General features: G+C 44.7%; 17 protein-coding genes. 7 read left to right on the top strand and 10 right to left on the bottom strand.

All coding sequences use genetic code 11. The annotated features are described in order from the left end of the window. Positions 1-204: 204 nt before the first annotated feature. The 4 genes from R7093_RS07850 to R7093_RS07835 all read right to left on the bottom strand — a co-directional run bounded on the left by R7093_RS07850 (position 205) and on the right by R7093_RS07835 (position 4,637). Positions 205-1,551: a magnesium transporter gene (locus R7093_RS07850; protein WP_005373641.1), complete on the bottom strand. Its 1,347-nt coding sequence runs from the start codon at positions 1,549-1,551 to the stop codon at positions 205-207. Between the two features lie 112 nt (positions 1,552-1,663). Next, the gene (locus R7093_RS07845; RefSeq protein WP_005373639.1) at positions 1,664-2,986 is read right to left on the bottom strand and encodes an ABC1 kinase family protein; all 1,323 of its coding nucleotides are present in this window, start codon (positions 2,984-2,986) and stop codon (positions 1,664-1,666) included. 101 nt (positions 2,987-3,087) lie between these two features. Beyond that, positions 3,088-4,311: an HlyD family secretion protein gene (locus R7093_RS07840; RefSeq protein WP_005373637.1), complete on the bottom strand. Its 1,224-nt coding sequence runs from the start codon at positions 4,309-4,311 to the stop codon at positions 3,088-3,090. Beyond that, positions 4,311-4,637, bottom strand: a complete 327-nt coding sequence (locus tag R7093_RS07835) for an MFS transporter (RefSeq protein ID WP_005373635.1) — start codon at positions 4,635-4,637, stop codon at positions 4,311-4,313. The genes R7093_RS07840 and R7093_RS07835 overlap by 1 nt, the downstream gene beginning before the upstream one ends. 107 nt (positions 4,638-4,744) lie before the next feature. Between R7093_RS07835 and R7093_RS07830 the strand changes: the two genes are divergently transcribed. Next, complete coding sequence (locus tag R7093_RS07830) at positions 4,745-5,746, top strand: AraC family transcriptional regulator (protein WP_005373633.1); 1,002 nt, start codon at positions 4,745-4,747, stop codon at positions 5,744-5,746. A gap of 86 nt (positions 5,747-5,832) precedes the next feature. Here the strand turns inward: R7093_RS07830 and R7093_RS07825 are convergent, their stop codons facing one another. Together R7093_RS07825 and R7093_RS07820 are read right to left on the bottom strand one after the other, a co-directional pair. Further along, entirely contained in the window at positions 5,833-6,522 is a 690-nt protein-coding gene (locus tag R7093_RS07825) for a hypothetical protein (RefSeq protein ID WP_031778833.1), read from the bottom strand. Positions 6,523-6,534: 12 nt separating this feature from the next. Then, positions 6,535-8,076 carry a hypothetical protein gene (locus R7093_RS07820; protein WP_031778832.1) on the bottom strand — a complete coding sequence of 514 codons (1,542 nt, stop codon included), beginning with the start codon at positions 8,074-8,076 and terminating at the stop codon, positions 6,535-6,537. Between the two features lie 366 nt (positions 8,077-8,442). On the opposite strand from R7093_RS07820, the gene R7093_RS07815 reads away from it, so the two are divergent. Together R7093_RS07815 and R7093_RS07810 are read left to right on the top strand one after the other, a co-directional pair. After that, positions 8,443-9,135: a response regulator transcription factor gene (locus tag R7093_RS07815; RefSeq protein WP_005373624.1), complete on the top strand. Its 693-nt coding sequence runs from the start codon at positions 8,443-8,445 to the stop codon at positions 9,133-9,135. Positions 9,136-9,138: 3 nt separating this feature from the next. Beyond that, positions 9,139-10,461: an ATP-binding protein gene (locus R7093_RS07810; RefSeq protein WP_017819871.1), complete on the top strand. Its 1,323-nt coding sequence runs from the start codon at positions 9,139-9,141 to the stop codon at positions 10,459-10,461. Here the strand turns inward: R7093_RS07810 and R7093_RS07805 are convergent. After that, a complete protein-coding gene (locus R7093_RS07805; RefSeq protein WP_005373620.1) occupies positions 10,442-11,098 on the bottom strand; it encodes a pyridoxamine 5'-phosphate oxidase family protein in 657 nt (218 codons plus the stop codon). The two genes, R7093_RS07810 and R7093_RS07805, sit on opposite strands and share 20 nt — an antisense overlap. A gap of 100 nt (positions 11,099-11,198) precedes the next feature. Here R7093_RS07805 and R7093_RS07800 point away from each other — a divergent pair, with 100 nt between their 5' ends. Continuing rightward, complete coding sequence (locus R7093_RS07800) at positions 11,199-12,644, top strand: PLP-dependent aminotransferase family protein (RefSeq protein WP_318146588.1); 1,446 nt, start codon at positions 11,199-11,201, stop codon at positions 12,642-12,644. Here the strand turns inward: R7093_RS07800 and yjeH are convergent, their stop codons facing one another. Then, positions 12,645-13,907: an L-methionine/branched-chain amino acid transporter gene (yjeH, locus tag R7093_RS07795; protein ID WP_226083296.1), complete on the bottom strand. Its 1,263-nt coding sequence runs from the start codon at positions 13,905-13,907 to the stop codon at positions 12,645-12,647. A 327-nt stretch (positions 13,908-14,234) separates the two neighbouring features. On the opposite strand from yjeH, the gene R7093_RS07790 reads away from it, so the two are divergent. The 3 genes from R7093_RS07790 to R7093_RS07780 all read left to right on the top strand — a co-directional run bounded on the left by R7093_RS07790 (position 14,235) and on the right by R7093_RS07780 (position 16,369). Further along, the gene (locus R7093_RS07790) at positions 14,235-14,690 is read left to right on the top strand and encodes an Lrp/AsnC family transcriptional regulator (RefSeq protein WP_005373615.1); all 456 of its coding nucleotides are present in this window, start codon (positions 14,235-14,237) and stop codon (positions 14,688-14,690) included. Between the two features lie 40 nt (positions 14,691-14,730). After that, on the top strand, positions 14,731-15,645 hold the full coding sequence (locus tag R7093_RS07785) for a LysR family transcriptional regulator (RefSeq protein WP_017819875.1): 915 nt from the start codon (positions 14,731-14,733) through the stop codon (positions 15,643-15,645). A 109-nt stretch (positions 15,646-15,754) separates the two neighbouring features. Then, complete coding sequence (locus tag R7093_RS07780) at positions 15,755-16,369, top strand: LysE family translocator (RefSeq protein ID WP_318146587.1); 615 nt, start codon at positions 15,755-15,757, stop codon at positions 16,367-16,369. A gap of 142 nt (positions 16,370-16,511) precedes the next feature. Here the strand turns inward: R7093_RS07780 and R7093_RS07775 are convergent, their stop codons facing one another. Together R7093_RS07775 and R7093_RS07770 are read right to left on the bottom strand one after the other, a co-directional pair. Beyond that, positions 16,512-16,733, bottom strand: coding sequence for a hypothetical protein (locus tag R7093_RS07775; protein WP_047101504.1), 222 nt, complete (start codon positions 16,731-16,733; stop codon positions 16,512-16,514). Between the two features lie 240 nt (positions 16,734-16,973). Next, positions 16,974-18,407 (bottom strand): glyceraldehyde-3-phosphate dehydrogenase, encoded by a 1,434-nt coding sequence (locus tag R7093_RS07770; RefSeq protein ID WP_047101184.1) that lies wholly within the window; start codon positions 18,405-18,407, stop codon positions 16,974-16,976. Positions 18,408-18,490: the final 83 nt, after the last annotated feature.

Genomic DNA, 18,490 nt, shown 5'->3' with positions numbered 1-18,490 from the left:
TAACAACGTCAGTTGGCTAGGTGACCCTCGGCTTAAGAAGGGTCGATTTATATAATGCAGTTACTGTGCCAACTTTAATATGCCCTAAAACACGTAGTTTCTGTGACATGCGTTGCTTAAAGTTTGAGTGTGTTTGCAATTTGCAACTGCGTTATGCAATTTGACTCTATTATGCTAATGATTGATTAATAAACAATGAACCTTTTAAAGCATGACTAAACTCGCCGTTCCTAAAAAGGCGAAAAAACCTACTACATCTGTCACTGTTGTTAGAATCACCGAGCCAGCCAAAGCGGGGTCCAATTTAAACTTATCCAGAATGATGGGAATCAGCACACCAAATAAAGCTGCGGTAATAATATTGACGATAATGGCCAGCGCGATGGTCCCACCTAGAACCGGAGATTGAAACCACAATCCGGCGAGCCCGCCGATGATTAACGCCCAAGCAATGCCGTTCAGAGAGCCAATACCCAACTCATTTTTCAATAGCTTGAAACGGTTACCTGGGGTGATCTGATTAAGCGCCATCGCACGAATCATTAGAGTGAGCGTTTGGCTGCCAGCAATGCCCCCCATGGATGCAACAATTGGCATGAGCACCGCCAAAGCCACCACCTGCGCAATTACATCTTCAAATAGTCCGATAGTGACAGACGCCAAAATCGCAGTAAGCAAATTGATGCCTAACCAAACACCGCGCTTTTGCGAGCTTTTTAATACTGGCGCAAACAAGTCATCGCCTTCATCCATACCTGTACCGGCCATCAAACGTGCTTCGTAGATTTCACGCTGTGTACTCAATGCAAACTGCCAATCGACTTCACCGATCAGTGTTTGGTCTGCATCAGTTACAGGGAGAGCGGGCAGTGTGCTGTGTTCTAATGCCTCTACCGCTTCAGGAAGCATCATTTTACTGTCTAGAACCGTCACAGCCTCAATAACGAGTGTTTTTAAGCGAGTATCGGGGTCACCACGTAAGATATCGAAGTAGTTGACCGTTCCACGATACTGTTTATTACGATTAATCAGATACACCTGTTGAGGCGTGTCGTAGCTATAGCGCTCCATTAACTGCTTAGCTGTCCCAATCGTAATGTTGAAGGGCAGGGTGATGATCTTACGTTCAGCCCAGTGGCCGAGTTCTTCATCAGCATACTCGTTTGCTTGATCGTAAAGTTCCAACTCATCTTTTTCTATCAACGAGAGCGCTTCGTTGATGATCGACTCTGGCAACGAATCGGCCCATTCGATGAGCGACAAGTTGTCGAGTTTAGCGAGAGTGAGCTTTAGCTCGACTTCAGATAACGCATTGATGATAGAGAAACGTACGTCCGCACGCATTTCCGTTAACACGTCGATATGTAGCTCTAGTGGTAAAGCTCGCCATAAGCGAACACGATCGTCGATTGGAAATGCTTCTAGAATCAGGGCAACCGCGCCGGGCTCGAGGCCCGCTTCAATAGATTCATTGAGCGTTGCGACTTGATCCGCTTCTTCGGCTTGGCCAATTTGCTGGATTAGAGTGGAGAGATCTTGAAACTTGCTCACCGAGTACCCCGATAGTTAATTCGTTTTATGGAAGTATGGCATGTTATTGAGATGCACAACTATGCATCTTAACCTTGCTCAAGGTACTTGAAAGTAACAGAAAAACAATAGGCTATTTGCTGTTGATGGTGAGATATGGCTGTACCAATTGGCGAATGTTCACTTTTGCGCCAATACGGGCTGCCAGCAAGTACATTCCGCCTATTTTTCTGTGCAAAAATAGGGCATCTGCTGGTGGAGTATGCCAGTATTCTTGTTCCATGCTTAAAATAGTGCCAGCTTCGCGAAGCTTTTGTGCTAAGCCACTGGCTTTAAAGTCATAAGGCTCATCAACTAACATCGGTTCACATGCCATTTTCACTAGATCGAGAATCGCTTGGCGCTGGTCTGGAAGGATGGTTTGGCTGAAGAAGCCTATTTGTTCAAGCGCATCATTTAAGCCTTGTTCGTCATTATTCACGACAGACGCAAAAGCTTGGCGATAGCCGGTACTGAACCGTTCGCTGTATTCGCGGGTCGCCCCGAAATCTAGCAAGCCGATTTGACGAGTGTTTTCGATATATAAGTAGTTGGCGAAGTTTGGGTCGGTTTGTACCATCTTAAATTCGAACAGCTCTCGAAACAGTAATTCGAGTAGGCTGTGCATGACAAAATCCCGTGTACTCTGATCATAATGTTCGATTTGCTCAATCGGGCTACCATCAATGAATTCCATCGCGAGAACGGAGTCTGAGCAACTTTCAGTATGAATCTTCGGTACGACAAAATGAGGGTGCTCCTTCAAAGCGTCATGATAACGAATGGCAAATTGTGCCTCTCGTGCGTAATCGGCCTCGTCATGTAGCTGCTTTTTCGCTTCTTCGAGCAATCCTTTGTAGTCGACAGACTCGGGAATCAACCCAACGACCTTGAGCAGTGTACCGACATTATCGACGTCGCTATCGATACTTTTCCGTATGCCCGGATATTGCACTTTGACGGCTAGGTTATCGCCCGCATCGCTGTAAGCTTGGTGCACTTGTCCTATTGATGCACTGGCGATTGGTTTGAAGTTAAATGACAGAAACTCAGCTTTCCAATTCGTTCCTAGCGAACTTTCCATTACTGCGTTGAGTTGTTTTGCAGGCATTGGGTCTGCGTTGGAACGAAGACGGGAAAGAATATCGGCAAGTTCAGGTTCTAAAACATCACCAGCATCCATTGACAGCATTTGACCAAGCTTCATTGCAGCGCCACGTAGGTGAGCAAGTTGGTCAGTTAAACGCGCGATGTTCTGTGGCGTCAGCAAGAGGTCTTTCGCTTTTGGTTTGTTGCCTTTGGCTATCTGCTTCGTGCCTTCTGTAATCACATTGCCTGCGACACGGGTAGCAAGTGAAGCGAACTTGCTGAATCTTGAGATGCGATGGGTAGGTAGGCTTCTTTCCTTTGCCGACATGAATCTTCTCCGCTATTTACTAACTAATTGTTATACGGGAAAAGGATATGTTTGGATACAAATGAAAAGAAAACCGCCAGCGTAACTGGCGGTTTGCGAGTTTAGATAGAGTAGAAGAAGTACAGTTGAGACTTCATTCGGATGATGATCCCGCGAATCACATCCAAGAAGGCCATGAAGCCTATCGGTTTTTCACCGCTGACCCATGCGAGGCCAACAGAGCCAACAGGGATGTCGTAGCCTTCTGGCTCATCAATCTTAAGACGAACAAAGTGGTGTTTGTTCTGTAAGTTCTTTCCAGTGGTGACACGTACGGAATCATCGAAACCCAGTAGATTACCTTGTGACTCACCTGTTGCTTCAACAATGCCTTCGACGGTCGCTGAGAAGATCTTACCTGGGTAAACGGACGAAGAGAATTCCGCTGGCTGACCCGGTTTGATGTTACGAATCGCCTGGTGGTTGACTCGCATCAGCACGTACTTCTCGTTAGTGTACATGTTGATACGCGGCATCATCGATACACGCTGACCTTCACGCAGGATAAAGTTGGTGACAAAGCCATCTGTTGGGGCATGAACTTTTGTGCTATTCAAATCCCATTGCGCTTTTGCAATTTGCTCTTCAGCTTGGCGCAGTTCGGCTTGTTTAGTTTCAACTGCAAGTTCCGCTTTATGAATCGCCAGTTTTGCACGGGAAATATCGACTTGTTTCTTCTTGATTTGAGACTCAAGGGTCAACACGTTGTGACGTGCCATATCAACCGCACTCGATTGTTTGTCGATATCGCTTTCCGTGATGGTGTTGTGCACTACTCGGTTTTGCTCAACATAACGATCTAGCATTTTTTTCTGCAATTTGTAGTCAACTTTCGCCGCTTCCAACTGGCTCTTTGATGTTTCTAGATCTTGCACTAGCGCTTCGTGGTTAGCTTCTTCAATCTCGATGTCGCCTTTTGCCGTAGCTAATGCAACGCGAGCAGAATCAGCGGATACGTTCGCTTGATTTAATGCGATTTTGTATTGCGTTGGGTCAAGTTCATAAATTAGCTGACCTTCTTTAACTTTCTGATTCGGCTCAATGTAAATGTGGTCAACTTTACCTTTTACATTGGTTGAATCTGGACGCAATTGGATGTGTGGTGACTGCACGACAGAACCGCCGGATAAATCCATCGGGGTGAAGTTAATCAAACCTACCCAGACGAACATTAGCCAACCCAAGCCGCCAAGATAAGCGAACGATTTGGTTGCTTTGTTCCAAGGCATGCCAACCAAACGCAACAGATAGATGAAGAGTGCCCATACCGCTAAACCTTCTAACATTATGCTTCCTCTTTTGGCTGTGTTTCTGTTTGCGGTTTACTTTTCCATGTATCACGCAGATTGATGATGGCTTTTTCCATATCAACAAATGCAAAGATCACGGCTAGCACCCAAACCCAGTGCCAGACAAACCCTATCCAGGTCAGCGCAGTGATGAGCCCTAACTGATGATGGTCTTTGCTGTGTGCTTTATTGATAGGCAATTCATGGATTTTCCAAAAGCCGTAACACGCGCCCGCGACACTCGCAATTAAAACGACAGCAGCGACAACATGTAACGCCGTATCTGCGCCTGTACCGACAAATGGGACACTCAGTAAACTCATTAAACACTCCTCTATCAAACTGTTGGCGTATTGTGATCTGAATTTGATTTGCGGCTTTCTTTGTGACAGATTCAATCACTATAGGATTAAATTTGATGTAATTGGTTATGAAAACGGTTCGGTTTATTCGCGCGATGGGCATTCTAAACATGCATAACCTCGCGTTATCTAAATACAATTTGGACTCGGATGAGTTAGGAATCCCAGTATCGGTGTTTCGTAACCCAATGACACTGATCCCGCTAAAAGCCGTTGCGGAATGGTATCGTTGTGTTGAACAAGCCAGTGCTGACCCGGATGTGGTGTTGAGTCTCAGCCGGGGTATTGAACTGCAAAAGCTAGGGCCAGTGGGACGCTGGTTATTCTCCGGCAATGATTTAGCCAGTACCATTCGGCGAGTGAATTATGGTGTGAGCAATCTACAATCAGGGGCGTTTTTTGCTGGCGAACAGTCGGGTAAAATCATCAAATGGACTTACCACAACCCGTTTATAGAAACGTCAGTAAAGGTGCACGATAGTATCCGCTGTGCGGTATTTATGATTAAGGTGTTACGCGAATTTCTTGGCAAAGATTACCAGCCTTTACGTGTCAAGGTTTCAGGCTCGAGAAAAAATACTGAGCGATACCGGGAATATTTCGGCTGCGAGGTGGAATGGAGTCAGCCAAAAACAGAGATATGGATCCCGGGAGATGACCGATTAGCCTCCCGCCAAGTGAGCCATCGAGAAGACAGCCGTCTAGCGATGAGTTTTTCCGACTTGGATGATTTGCTTAATATGCCCGATCCAGAAGACGAGTTGAAAGTGATTTATGAAGTGGTGAACTACAGCAGCCATTATGGATTGCCAACGTTAGAGCGCGTGTCTTCTCTGCTTGATTTATCTGAACAGCAGTTTCAACGTCGTTTGCATAAATTAGGGCTCAATTTTTCGACGGTTTCTGGCTATGTATTGAGTAATATTGCAGCTGGTTTGTTGAGTAAGCGCGTGAGTATTGATGACATTGCCACGCGCCTTGGTTACACCAATGTGGCGAGCTTCAATCGTATGTTTAAGAAACATCGTGGATTAACGCCCAAGCAGTATACGGGAAGATTAGAGAAGTAGTGCTCCACTTATCTCTATGAGTACAAGCAATAAAAGCCCTCAAAGTTGAGGGCTTTGTTATTTTTTTGTGTCGTTTTATGTGGTGGCTATTTCTTAGGACGCCAACTTAGTGCACTTGCAACAGCGCCGATGGCAATTACATCCTTTTTTTGTTCGCTAAGTTCAGGGAGCATCTGTACCGCAATGGTACCGTTCGTCTGCACTGCGGCAATTTCTTGTGTGCCCTCCTTAAAGCTATAACCCAATGGAATGTCTACCGCCATCATGGCGTCAGGACTAGTATGTACAGTTTCTACATTAAAGTGGGTGCTACCAATACGCACTACGCCTGTCTCTTTTTTTTCAAAGCTGATGTCGATGAGAGCCGATTTTGGCTCCATCGCAAACTCACCGACTTTTTTACCATCTTGAGTAATGTCACAGGTGTAAGGATCATTCCCACCAAAATCGACGCCCATGTAGTTAACCGACATACCGCCTCCGGTGCAGTTCAAAAGCCAAGTTTCTCCGCTGTCGATACGAGTCACTTCTGCGCCCATTGAACCTTCTTTGAAAGAGATACGGTTAAACCAACTTGAGTTAGAAGCACTGCGTGAATACTTGCCTTTGTACTTACCAGCAAAATCAAAATGGCCATCTGCACCGAATCCCCAAAAATCACCGTCGGTTTTGATCAGCATTTCTGGTTGTGCTTTTACGGCATCAGTACGATCCATGACGGCTAGGCCACCACAACCAGCAAGGAGCAAGGGAGCGAATAGAATAAGTTTCTTCATGTTTTTCATTGTTTATAGCTTGGTTACATCTAGGGTTTGGTCGGTGAATTGGATGTTCTGAATGTCGTACAACTCGTCAGTGCCTGTATTTGGGCACTCAACAGAAACGCTCTTTGCTTTGATAACAGTACATTCCGCCAGTTTGTGTGGCACGATATAGGTGTTGATACCGCCTTCACCATAAATGCTGTTGTCTTTGCTGTTGCCTTCAAAAGTATTGTTTTGATCATTACCGATCACATTCATCGCGTCGTCGCCAATGATCTTCACTTTTGTTAACCACTGAGATTTGTAGGTGTACGCTTCTATCAAACCGTCTTTGTTGGGAGCCATACGGAAGGTAGGTACTGTGCCTGGATTTGTCTTTTCTGTGTAGAGCTTGACGCCCGCAGAGTCGATATTCGCGGTATATTGCAAGTATCCGTGGAATAAGCCACTGATCCAATCAACGGCTTGTGGATCTTGGGTTTGCATTTCTTCACGCGTTAACGCTTGGTAGCCATCTAAACCATGTCCGTTTGCTTTTGCTACACCCATGTAAGCTTCAAAAGCGGCAGCAAAATATTCGTGAGAATATGAAGGGCCCGTTTGTTTAACACTTTCAGGATCGAAGTCGTCTGATTTCCAATCGTCCCAGTCATACTGAGTAGGGCGCCACACCGTCGGTTTGCCCGATTGAATATCGTTATAGATGCTTAACGCATGAGCTTGAATGTCATTTTGCAGTGCCGCAGTCGCCGTGTTAGGTGCAATACCTTGCGCTTGGACCAAGTGTAAAATTTCTTCAAAAGCGGCGTCTCGTTCGGCTTTTTTGCCAAGATTGGCGCAGTAATCGGCAAAATTACTCATGTAATGGCAATCGCCTTCAACTGTCAGTTCTCGATACATTAAAGATTGGCTATTCCTTAGCCAGTTTGGTGTTTCTTTACTAGTTACTAATGTTGACGCGATAGATGTGACAAGTGTATCCATATCATCTTCGTTAAGTACCATCATGCTTACAACAAACTTTTCTAGAGAACTCGTATCAAAAGAGTGTGCTAAGCCCGAGTTTGTAACTGCGTCGTTCAGTTTGTCTTGGCGAATCAGTTCGTTGATAAAGATTTTGGTTAACATCTCATCATTCTGTTCGTCGTTTTCGGTCAGCATTAGTGTGGCATCACGCTCGGCTAATGTCTTAGCGATACGAGACTTGTCAGCACCGTACTTAGAGTCTGGTTGGTTTGTGAGAAGGTGTTGGATGATTTTGGCTGCACGAAAGATTTTTTCATTATTCGCACCGTCATCAACAGCCACAATGTGAAATGTATCGTTGTTGTTTGCTTCGGAAAGGGAGATTTTCACATAGTGGGTGAAGCCCGAATCAGCAGCCACTTTTAACTTGGCTGGAAACTTTGTAGAAACGACAGTTGGGATTGTGACAGTGCTCAATGTTGGCATTGGTGGTGTTGGAGGTGTCGTTGTCGATGGTTTCGAATTAGATTCACTGCCGCCACAAGCAGTTAGACTTATCGCGCAAAATATGGCTAAAGGTGTTAATTTGGAATATCTCATTTCATGTTACTCGTAGACTTTATTAGAGCAGGAAACTTAGAAGCAACATAAAGTCCTGTCTATATAAGCAAACTAAGTCATATATGTTGATATTATTTTTTGGTAAGACCTATTATTCGATATATTTAAAAATATAGTGGATTTTTATTCCGAATTTTATTTTCTATGTGAAGCTATATTCTGATAATGAATAAAACCTCAGGTTATTGCATGGCTTTAGGGGTATAGAATGATTAGGATTATCGTATATGTATGGTTTGTAAGCGTATGTAAGCCTGCGTTTTATTAAAATTATCATTTAAGTAGGTTGCGCACTATAGGACGAGCGATATACTCCCTCCATCATATTGGTGGAGTAAATGATTCATGGTGGGTAATACAATCTTACTGGTAGAAGACGACTCAGAGATTGCTCGATTAACCAAAATGTACCTCGAAGCCGAAGGATATACGGTAACTGTCATCGATAACGGTCAAAATGCATTAGAAACGATTAAGGGGCTCAAGCCGGACCTAGTGCTGTTAGATTTGATGTTACCAGGAAAAAATGGCGCAGAAATATGTCAAGAGGCGCGTAAGTTTTATCATGGTATTATCATTGTTTTGACTGCGACCGATGATGAAATGAGCGAGGTGAGCTTATTTAAGTTTGGTGCTGATGATTACCTTACCAAACCGATAAAAGGCAATATCCTTCTCGCCCGTATTGAAGCAGCGTTGCGTCGCTATTGTCGTCAAGTTGATATCGTTGAAGAAGAAAAGCTGAGCCGATATGGCATTAGTCTTTGTCTTCGTCGCTCCCAAGCATTTTATTTGCAAAAAGATATTGGTTTAACGAGTTCTGAGTTTGAAATTTTAGAGCTCCTGATGCTGAATGTCGATAAGCCAGTATCTCGTGAATCATGTTGCCGTCTTGCCCGAGGCATTGAATACTGTATTACTGATCGTTCGATTGATATGCGTATATCCTCACTAAGGAAGAAATTCTCTAAGGCTCATATCCATACGGCTACCATTAAAACCATACGTCACCACGGCTACATGCTGACAGGTAAATGACGCATGTTTTCCCTGTTTACTCGTCTATATGTGGGGTTAGTAACTGGCCTTGCGCTGACTGTTGCTTTGTTTCTCTTTATGGGGGAAGAGTACATGCGCAAAACAGAAGTCGGTGTTTTTTTGAGTGACGGTGCTTATTTTGTCGATCAATACATTGAGCAACGAGGCACTCCGGATTCTCTCTACAAGAAGTTAACCGAAAACGGCAAGCAAGATTTCTTTATCTTTGATTTAACATTGGTTGAAAACTGGGACGGATCACCGCCTTGTCGAGATTGTAATCTGCTGTACCGTATGCAAGGGATACCTGTTTATCTTATTGATGGCAGTACCTATGCTGCGGTATTCCCTTTGCCTAACACTTCGAAGAGTTTAGTTTTCAAAGAAAAAACGGATTTCTTTAGCCCACACGTTGATTGGAATGAAGATTCTGAGATTGTATTTATACTTACTCTACTTTTGGTTGTTGTATGCAGTTTAGGCATTATGGTTTACATACCTGTACGACGTCTTGACCGCCAAATTCGGCAACTAACGGCTGCGCAACAACAATTTGGTTCTGGTGAGTTGAATACGCGAGTCGAGCTAAAGCAATTTTCGCAACCCGTGAAAGAGCTCGCCCAAGGCTTCAACTGCATGTCTGAAGAGATTGAGAGACGAGTGCGCCAAACACACATCTTTACTCAAGCTATTCCTCATGAAGTGCGCACTCCGCTGAGTCGTATTCAGCTAGCGACGGATTTAGCTCGACGCACGAGTGGTGAAATGCAGGCAGAGTTACATGACGATATTGAACGATACGTTGATGTAGTGACGGATTTAACATCCGACATCGTCATGCTGTCTCGCTTGAGTGTGAAAAACCACTCATGGATCGATTCTGTTGAAACCATGGAACTGCCACTTTGGTGTAAAAGCCGCATGAATTACCTAGGCTTAGAGTCCGCCATGTTGAGAGCAGAAAATGAACTCGCGAACCAATTGATTCACTTTCAGCCTACTTTGGGTAACCTCGTCCTCGATAATTTACTGCAAAACGCCAAGCGTTACGGTGAATCCTGCGTTGAGGTGACGATTCGAACGGTAGCGGATTGCTGGAGCATCGATATTGAGGACGATGGTCCGGGCATCCCTGAGGCGATGCGAGAAGAAGTATTTATGCCATTTTCGCGCTTAGACAAAAGCCGCAACGCCGACATGAAAGGCTTTGGTTTAGGGCTTGCCATCGCTACCAGTGCAGCGCGGCAACTGGGGTGGGAGCTTTCTGTCGGCGAGAGTCACTTAGGCGGCGCACGTTTTACGGTGCTTATTCCTGCCAACGGTTAGAGTAGGCACTGCGGTAGTCTGGCTCTGCGATACCTTCATACAAATCGTCACAAGCTTGCAGCGGACCTACGACGGTTCGGTAGGGTAGGACACCTGCCCAAACAGGGATGTCCATGTCTTCCGCATCGTCGTTGACGCCAAAATTGCTGATTTTCACTGATGCTTCTAGGAGTGGAATACGCAGCAGCATGGTGGCTTTGAGTTCTTTTTCATTACTCAAACGGACTTGTTCTGTTCTCCCCGGAGCGATCTGTTCAATAAAGTGATTCAGCAACCTGTCTTTCTCTTGGTTATCTTCCACCATCTCAAACTGGCCAAAGACCACAACACTGCGATAATGCGCACTGTGGTGAAACGCACTTCGAGCCAATACCCAACCATCAAACAAAGTAAAGGTTAAGCACGTTTGCACTCCTTGTTTGAGTGAGCGTAATAGTCGACTGTTGTTGGCACCATGGATATACACGTAATCATCGACACGCCATGCCAGCATAGGGATGACCACAGGGCCTGACTCGTTGGTTATCGCAATATGAGCGATTAGGCTTTCATCTATGATGGCGTGCAGTTTGCTAACATCAGAGACGGCTTTATGTGCGCCTTTCTTAATTTCCGTTCTATTGGTGTTGGATAGCATTTTCTCTCCTTGCTTGCTCACGATTACGAGCGATTTATCCTCATTCTTTGATTGCAATGTAGCGTTTAACTGGTAGCTTAAAGAGAGCCAGTTTTAACTAATGGATGGATCCAGTTTGTCTTTGATTGATATCGGTGACCTACATTTAAAAGACAGTGAAGGAACGCGTCAGCAAGCGTTGTTTTTGGCTATTCGCAAGAAAATTGTTCAAGGACTGTGGGTGAAGAATGGGAAGCTGCCTTCTACGCGGAAGCTTTCACAAGAGCTTAATCTAAGTAGGAATACCGTGATTTCTGCCTACGAACAGTTAGTGGCGGAAGGGTACTTGAACAGCCAAAAAGGTTCTGGTTTTTATGTTGCCGTAGAACTGCCAGAGCAGTACTTGCCTGAACCTAGTTCAGTTCAGAGAGACTCATCACCGAAAGCTCACTTTGATATCAACCGCGCATTTGCACCGGGTGTACCGGATTTGGACGCATTTCCGATGGCGCAATGGCAAAAGTTACTCACTCGCCATATGTCTCGTACTTGCTTGTTGGGGAATCAAGATATTCAGGGTAGTTGGGCATTGCGCTGTGCTTTAGCTGACTACCTCGCATCAAGCCGTTCAGTGAATTGTTCTCCAGAGCGCATTATTATTACCTCTGGGGCGCAGCAAGCGTTGTCGATTGCGACGATGGTAGTGCTCAAACAAGGTGATAAGGTTCTGATGGAGCAACCAGGTTACGCGCAAATGCGGAAGTTGATTCAGTTCCAAAACTATCAATTTGAGCCTTTGTTCGTAACAGAGAAATTAGGTTTTGATGTGGAAGCGGTGACCTCAAGCGATGCCGATGCGCTGTATATTACACCAAGTAATCAATATCCGATGGGTACCACACTCAATACCGAGCAAAGAGGAAAGATCATCAACTGGGCGGTCGAACAATCAAGTTGGATCATCGAGGATGATTATGACAGCGAATTTCAGTTTGCTCATCGTCCCTATACCAGCTTACAGGGGCTAGCAGCTCAAATGGGTCGAGATGATCGTGTGTTGTATGTGGGTTCCTTCAGTAAAGTGATGTTTAACGGATTGCGGCTTGGCTACCTTGTAGTTCCTGAACGCTTAGTAGAGCAATGCTTAGTGGTTAAGGATGCGTTAAGTGGTGATTCGCCGACGCATACACAAGAAGCATTGGCAGACTTTATTACTGAAGGTGGGTTATTACGTCATATTCGAAAAATGCGTCGACTGTACAAAACTAAGCATGAACAGATGCATGTATCCATTCAACAGCATTTTGGCGACCGTGTTTGCGTCGTTAGCCAAGCGGCGGGGCTTCATGTTACGTTGAAATGGCAAGGCGGTATGGATGAGCAGCGTTTTATAAAACTAGCAGAGCATGAAGGGATCATCTTGCGACCTTTGAGCTATTATGAACACCCAGATTTTCAAGCACGTCACTGGCATGGTGCCGTGCTTGGTTACGGCAATATCGCGTTAGAGAACATAGACGCTGGTATCCAACGTTTAGCTCACATATTTCGAAATGGGAAGCGATGACTATTCAACTACACGTGTTTGTCGCTTATGTCGCCACTGTTTCCAAGGCAGTAAAAGTAGAGTAAAAATGCCAAGTGCATAAAACATTGACCAGCCTAAACATATAAAAACACCGGTACAAAGCAGTAGGGACAGTCCCGCGAGTGTTTTACCAAATCCTCGAAGCAATTTGAAAGCGGCTAACATCGCCAACATGTAAACCAGAACGAATACACTGTTTGCGAGTTTTAGGAAAAACTCCAGATCGAGCTGTGATAGGGTTCCTATCACACAAGATATCAATAATATGCCGCCAACTAATATGGTGGCTGAGAAAGGGACACCACGACGTGAAATCTTGGCTAGTGGACTAGAAGGACGATGTTCACGAGCTTGAGCCCAGACCATTCGCGCTAGGCTCTGTGTGTATAAGTTAACGCTCGCGAAACAAGCGGAGAAACCTATCAAGCTGATTATCCATTTGGCTCCATCGCCTAGTAGTTGGGCACTAAGCCAGGGGATGGATGCGTTATCAAATTGAGCGTTACCATACGCGCCAAATTTTAAAATAACGACAGAGCATGCCCAATAGGTAGCCCCTGCTACAAAACAACCGACCACAATGGCAATAGGGAAATCTCTTTGAGGGTTTTTGAACTCTTCCCCCATATGGGCAAAAGCCTCTATGCCAACAAAACACCAGAACATCACGCCTAACGCTGCGGTAATAGGCCAAATTGACTCTTGTGTGATGGCGGGCATCACAAGATCGGCGCTGTTAACGTCGCCTTTCCATAAAAATGCGCCAACAAGTGCGAAGACACTCAAAGCAATAAGAGTTTGTAAATGACCTGATGATTTTGTGCCCATCAAGTTGACGAACACAAGTAGTACTACCGTCAGAATTTGTGCAAACAGATTGTTGCTAATAGGTTCTGGCAATATTTGTTGTAGGAAGCCTGCGGCGAGTGCAATCGCGGCCGGAACCCCTACCGGAATGACACTAACAAATAGCCAAGCGACACTACTTTCCAGTTTGGTGTTAAAGGCTTTGCGTACAAAAAAGGCTGTTCCGCCCGCGTTGGGGTATCGTTTACCCAGTTGAGCAAAAGTCAGCGCAATAGGACAAATCGCGATGAACAATAAAATCCAAGCCCATAGTGAAAAATGGCCAGCTATACCTGCTGCGATAGCCGGGATCATAAACAGCCCCGTTCCCATTAATGTGGTGGATAACTGTGCGATACCTGATGTGAGTGAAATGTCTTTTTTGAGCTCTTCCATGCGAATTGATTCATCCAATGTTATGAGGCTTATTACGAAAAAGCTTGTGGCTTCTGGTTATTTCGTTTTATGTGTTTAAGCGATGCTATTTATGTGCTGAGTACTTAAGTTGGGAATTTGATTTCAATGTGTTATCTATTTTCTGTTGAAATGGATAACAGCACTCATCTCATGCCCGCCAAATAGCATATCCAAAATGTTAATAACAAAATGATTTACTAAACCGTCAATATGACGGTTGTTTTAAATAATTCCAACAAAATGTTGGTTTCTTATGCAGTTAGAATCGGTATAGAATGAGAAAAATAAGGAAAGCTTGGTAACGGTATGGACAAGTTTGATCATAAGATTGTGGATCTGCTCAGGCACAACGCTCGGCTGTCGGTGACTGAAATTGCGGATAAAGTAAACCTTTCTCGTTCTGCGGTAACGGCCCGTATTCGCAAGCTAGAGCATGACAAAGTGATTCTAGGGTATCACGCTGAAATTGCGCCTTCGGGTGGGGATTCGATTTGCGCCTATTTTGCCTTAAAGTTCGATAAATCAACCTCTACGTATTATTGCGAATCATACGCGGACGAATTATACAAAATTGATGGCGTAAAATGGTGTCATGCGATCAGCGGTGAGACGGACATGATGGTTTTTGTCGAAGTGCCTACGATGGCTCGCTTGAACGAAATCAGAGATCAAATTCAACGATATCCAGAGCTTCGAAACCTGATGACTCATACCGTCTTAGCTGAATTCTTTAACACGACTGGGAACCTGTTTGTGAAGTGACCATGAATGGATGCCATGTTGAAAACCCTTCTGAGCGAATATGTTAAACAACATTAATTTGAATCTACTTAGATCCTTGCATGTACTTTTAGAGGAGTGTCATGTCAGCCGGACCGCAGACCGTTTGCACATTACGCAGTCTGCCGTCAGTCGACAGCTTGCACAATTGCGCGATCTGTGTGGTGACCCACTGCTTATTCGTCAAGGTAATCAACTGATACCAACGCCACGAGCAATAGCATTAAAATCAAAGCTTGATGCATTACTGGCTGAATTTGACCATTTACTCGATGACCAACCTTTTGAGCCGCGGCAGTGGCAAGGTGAGCTTGTTATTGCTTCTAGTGACTACGTGGCGCAATACGTATTGCCCGATATTGCCTCTCACTTGGGTGAACAAGCGCCACAGTTAGATATGGCGTACCGACTGTGGCAACCCAACTTTCTTGATAAACTTCATGAGACGGGCATCCATATCGCGTCTTCTATGTATCCAGAAAAACCACAGAGTGTGTCGAGCGTTAAAATTGGTGAGGATTCATCAGTTTGTTTGATGAAATCTTCTCATCCGTTAGCAAAGCAGGACCAGATCAGTATTGAAGACTTGATTTCATATTCACACATCAAAGTGACTGGCGGCGGAGACAAAGATTCCTACACTGATTTAGCATTGAAAGAGCTAGGGCACACCCGCCACGTTACCTTTAAGGTTCCATTCTTCTCTGCTGCGATCAATCGCTTAGTTGCAAGTGAGCACCTGATGGTGGCTCCTGAACATATTGCCGTTAACCTCGCTAAACATTGGGACTTAACCCATAAAGCATTACCACTCGAAACACCTATTCATCAATATTGGTTAATGTGGCACCCCAAATACGACACGGATCCTGCGCATAAATGGGTGCGAGAAGAGATTCGCTCAGTAATGCAAATCTCTGAATATTCCATTCGCTAATACGTACACCGTTTAGCCATGACTTGAAGTCATGATTAGTATGAATAACTTTGATTTCTAATTATACCTCTTCCGTTGATAGAGTGAGCGTCAAAGAGGGGAGATTCTTATGACACTAACAGTTTGGTTATCACTTTTTACCGTGTGTTTATTAGGGGCTATATCACCAGGTCCCAGTTTAGCTATTGTCGCTAAGCACTCGTTGGCTGGTGGACGTATCAATGGATTAGCTACGGCTTGGGCTCATGCGTTTGGCATTGGTATATATGCGTTTATTACCTTGATTGGGCTCGCTGTTGTTTTGCAGCAAAGCCCGATGCTGTTCAAGACGATTAGCCTTGTGGGTGCGGCATATCTTGCGTATTTAGGGTTTAATGCTTTGCGTTCAAAAGGTGGTGTGGCTGCGAAGTTGGAGTCAGGTGAGGAAACAACGGTAATCCAGTCTGCGCGAGAAGGCTTTTTTATCTCGATTTTAAGTCCCAAAATTGCTTTGTTTTTTATCGCATTATTCAGTCAGTTTGTCGCGCTCGGTAATGATTTGAGTAATCAGATGATCATTGTTGCCACGCCGTTTGTTGTGGATGGGCTTTGGTACACCTTTATTACCCTAGTGCTATCGAGCTCTAAAGTCGTTGACAGAATTCGCTCTAAGGCAGTGTTGATTGATCGTTTGTCAGGGGTAGTACTCATGCTGCTGGCTCTTAGAGTGGTCGTAACGGTATAGACAAGCTCGCAAGACAGAAATACTAAAAGCAGCCCGTGTGGCTGCTTTTCAAAAAAGCACCCTGCCATTTTAAGGACAGGGTGAAAGCAAGAAGTTTCTCAGGAGCGGTCGGGGGAGAGAAACTCATCTAAATCTTATTTACTTACCGGCGAACCTCTTCAAATTCACCTTCAATCGCATCTGCTTTACCTGTATTAAATTCATATTCTTCGTGCATTTCTCTCTGCATTTTCTTGACGCGCTTTTCAATACGCTTGCCGGTAATTAATGCTGAGATGGTCAACGGAATCGCAATGATCAAGCTAAATACTAACGTAAAAAAGCCGGTAATCAGTGCTAGTGCAGTTACAATAATCCGATTCATAATCATGACCTCTCTGTAATTTATGTGCTCAGATTAATGCTGTGAACATGAACAAAACATGAATGCTGACGTCCACTTTGTCCGGAGAGTGTCAAATGAATGAAACGAAAAAACGCCTGAGGGTGATCAGGCGTATAAACGGGGAAAAATATTAGTAATGCGCATGGCGCTTATTATTTAGAACAAATATGAGATATTGTCCGTTACGCTATGTGGTTAACGTTGTGGAGCAAAGTTCACCTATCGAGGGAATGTTTGGTAACGAACACCCATCATTTGTTCCATACAGTGCACAACTTGGCAGCTGTAACCGAATTCGTTGTCGTACCAGATGTAAAGTACACAACGCTTGTCTTGTGCGATAGTCGCTTGACCATCTACGACGCCTGCATGGCGAGAGCCAACTAAGTCAGTTGATACAATTTCTGTTGAATCGGTGTAGTCAATCTGTGCCGAAAGCTCAGAGTTCAACGCCATTTCACGCAAGTAATCGTTCAGTGAATCACGGTCTACGTCTTCACCTAAGTTTAGATTAGCGACTGCCATAGAAACGTTTGGTGTCGGTACGCGAATCGCGTTGCCTGTTAGCTTGCCTGCAAGCTCTGGCAATGCTTTAGCAACTGCTTTTGCCGCACCTGTTGAAGTCAGAACCATGTTTAGTGAAGCACTACGTCCGCGACGGTCACCAGAGTGGAAGTTGTCGATCAAATTTTGGTCGTTTGTGTATGAGTGCACGGTTTCAATATGGCCAGAAAGAACACCATATTTATCGTTCAGAGCCTTAAGGACTGGCGTGATTGCATTTGTTGTACAGCTTGCCGCAGAGATGATGGTGTCATCTTCTTTAATTACCGACTCATTTACACCGAATACAACGTTTTTGATGTCACCTTTACCTGGTGCTGTTAGCAGTACTTTCTCTGCGCCTTGACACGCTAAGTGTTGGCTCAGGCCTTCAGAATCACGCCAAACACCTGTGTTATCAACAACTAGCGCGTTATTGATACCGAAAGCTGAATAGTCTACTTCGCTTGGGTTATTTGCGTAGATAATTTGGATGTAGTTGCCGTTAACGATCAGTGCTTTACGCTCTTCATCGATAACAATACTACCGTTGAACTGGCCGTGAACTGAGTCACGACGCAGCAGGCTAGCACGCTTCTCCAAATCGCCTTTTTTACCGCCACGAACCACAATCGCACGTAGTCTTAGTGGGTAACCTGGACCACTTTTCTCAATGAGAAGGCGAGTAAGTAGTCGACCAATGCGACCGAACCCGTAAAGAACCACATCACGCGCTTTCAGTGAAGAATCTGCGTCGCGAGCGCCATCAAGTGCAGTGATAAGGAAATCGTTTAGAGAGCTTGTATCGTCATGTTCATTCCAGTACATAGTTGCCAATTGGCCAACATCGACACGGCATGAAGAAATGCTCATTTCACAAAGCGCTTGAATAAAAGGCATCGTGTGCTCAAGCGAAAGTGGGTTACCGGTATAACGTCTTGCAACGCGATGAGTTTTGAGAATGTCTATAGTAGTAGCATTAATAAGCGTTTTACCAAACAGAACCACTTCGATTCCTTTTTGACGATATAGCTTACCAATTAGAGGGGAAATAGATTCAGCAATCGTTTGGCTAGTTTGCCAGTCTTGGAGATATTTCTCTGGACTCATTGTTGTATTAGACCTTTCACGTTTTGGGGGCTAACCATACTCTCTGCTGTTGCCTCTTCGGCAGCGTGCAAGAGTGTGGTGGG

The organism is Vibrio sp. 1580 (assembly GCF_033340055.1).
The sequence above is the reverse complement of the archived record's forward strand: the minus strand, read 5'-3'. Positions and strand labels throughout refer to the sequence as shown.

Coding starts and splice junctions, on each gene's coding strand:
- R7093_RS07845 (WP_005373639.1), bottom strand. CDS start 2,986: ATGTCGGCAAAGGAAAGAAGCCTACCTACCCATCGCATCTCAAGATTC.
- R7093_RS07840 (WP_005373637.1), bottom strand. CDS start 4,311: ATGTTAGAAGGTTTAGCGGTATGGGCACTCTTCATCTATCTGTTGCGT.
- R7093_RS07835 (WP_005373635.1), bottom strand. CDS start 4,637: ATGAGTTTACTGAGTGTCCCATTTGTCGGTACAGGCGCAGATACGGCG.
- R7093_RS07830 (WP_005373633.1), top strand. CDS start 4,745: ATGAAAACGGTTCGGTTTATTCGCGCGATGGGCATTCTAAACATGCAT.
- R7093_RS07825 (WP_031778833.1), bottom strand. CDS start 6,522: ATGAAGAAACTTATTCTATTCGCTCCCTTGCTCCTTGCTGGTTGTGGT.
- R7093_RS07820 (WP_031778832.1), bottom strand. CDS start 8,076: ATGAGATATTCCAAATTAACACCTTTAGCCATATTTTGCGCGATAAGT.
- R7093_RS07815 (WP_005373624.1), top strand. CDS start 8,443: ATGGTGGGTAATACAATCTTACTGGTAGAAGACGACTCAGAGATTGCT.
- R7093_RS07810 (WP_017819871.1), top strand. CDS start 9,139: ATGTTTTCCCTGTTTACTCGTCTATATGTGGGGTTAGTAACTGGCCTT.
- R7093_RS07805 (WP_005373620.1), bottom strand. CDS start 11,098: ATGCTATCCAACACCAATAGAACGGAAATTAAGAAAGGCGCACATAAA.
- R7093_RS07800 (WP_318146588.1), top strand. CDS start 11,199: ATGGATGGATCCAGTTTGTCTTTGATTGATATCGGTGACCTACATTTA.
- yjeH (WP_226083296.1), bottom strand. CDS start 13,907: ATGGAAGAGCTCAAAAAAGACATTTCACTCACATCAGGTATCGCACAG.
- R7093_RS07790 (WP_005373615.1), top strand. CDS start 14,235: ATGGACAAGTTTGATCATAAGATTGTGGATCTGCTCAGGCACAACGCT.
- R7093_RS07785 (WP_017819875.1), top strand. CDS start 14,731: ATGTTAAACAACATTAATTTGAATCTACTTAGATCCTTGCATGTACTT.
- R7093_RS07780 (WP_318146587.1), top strand. CDS start 15,755: ATGACACTAACAGTTTGGTTATCACTTTTTACCGTGTGTTTATTAGGG.
- R7093_RS07775 (WP_047101504.1), bottom strand. CDS start 16,733: ATGAATCGGATTATTGTAACTGCACTAGCACTGATTACCGGCTTTTTT.
- R7093_RS07770 (WP_047101184.1), bottom strand. CDS start 18,407: ATGAGTCCAGAGAAATATCTCCAAGACTGGCAAACTAGCCAAACGATT.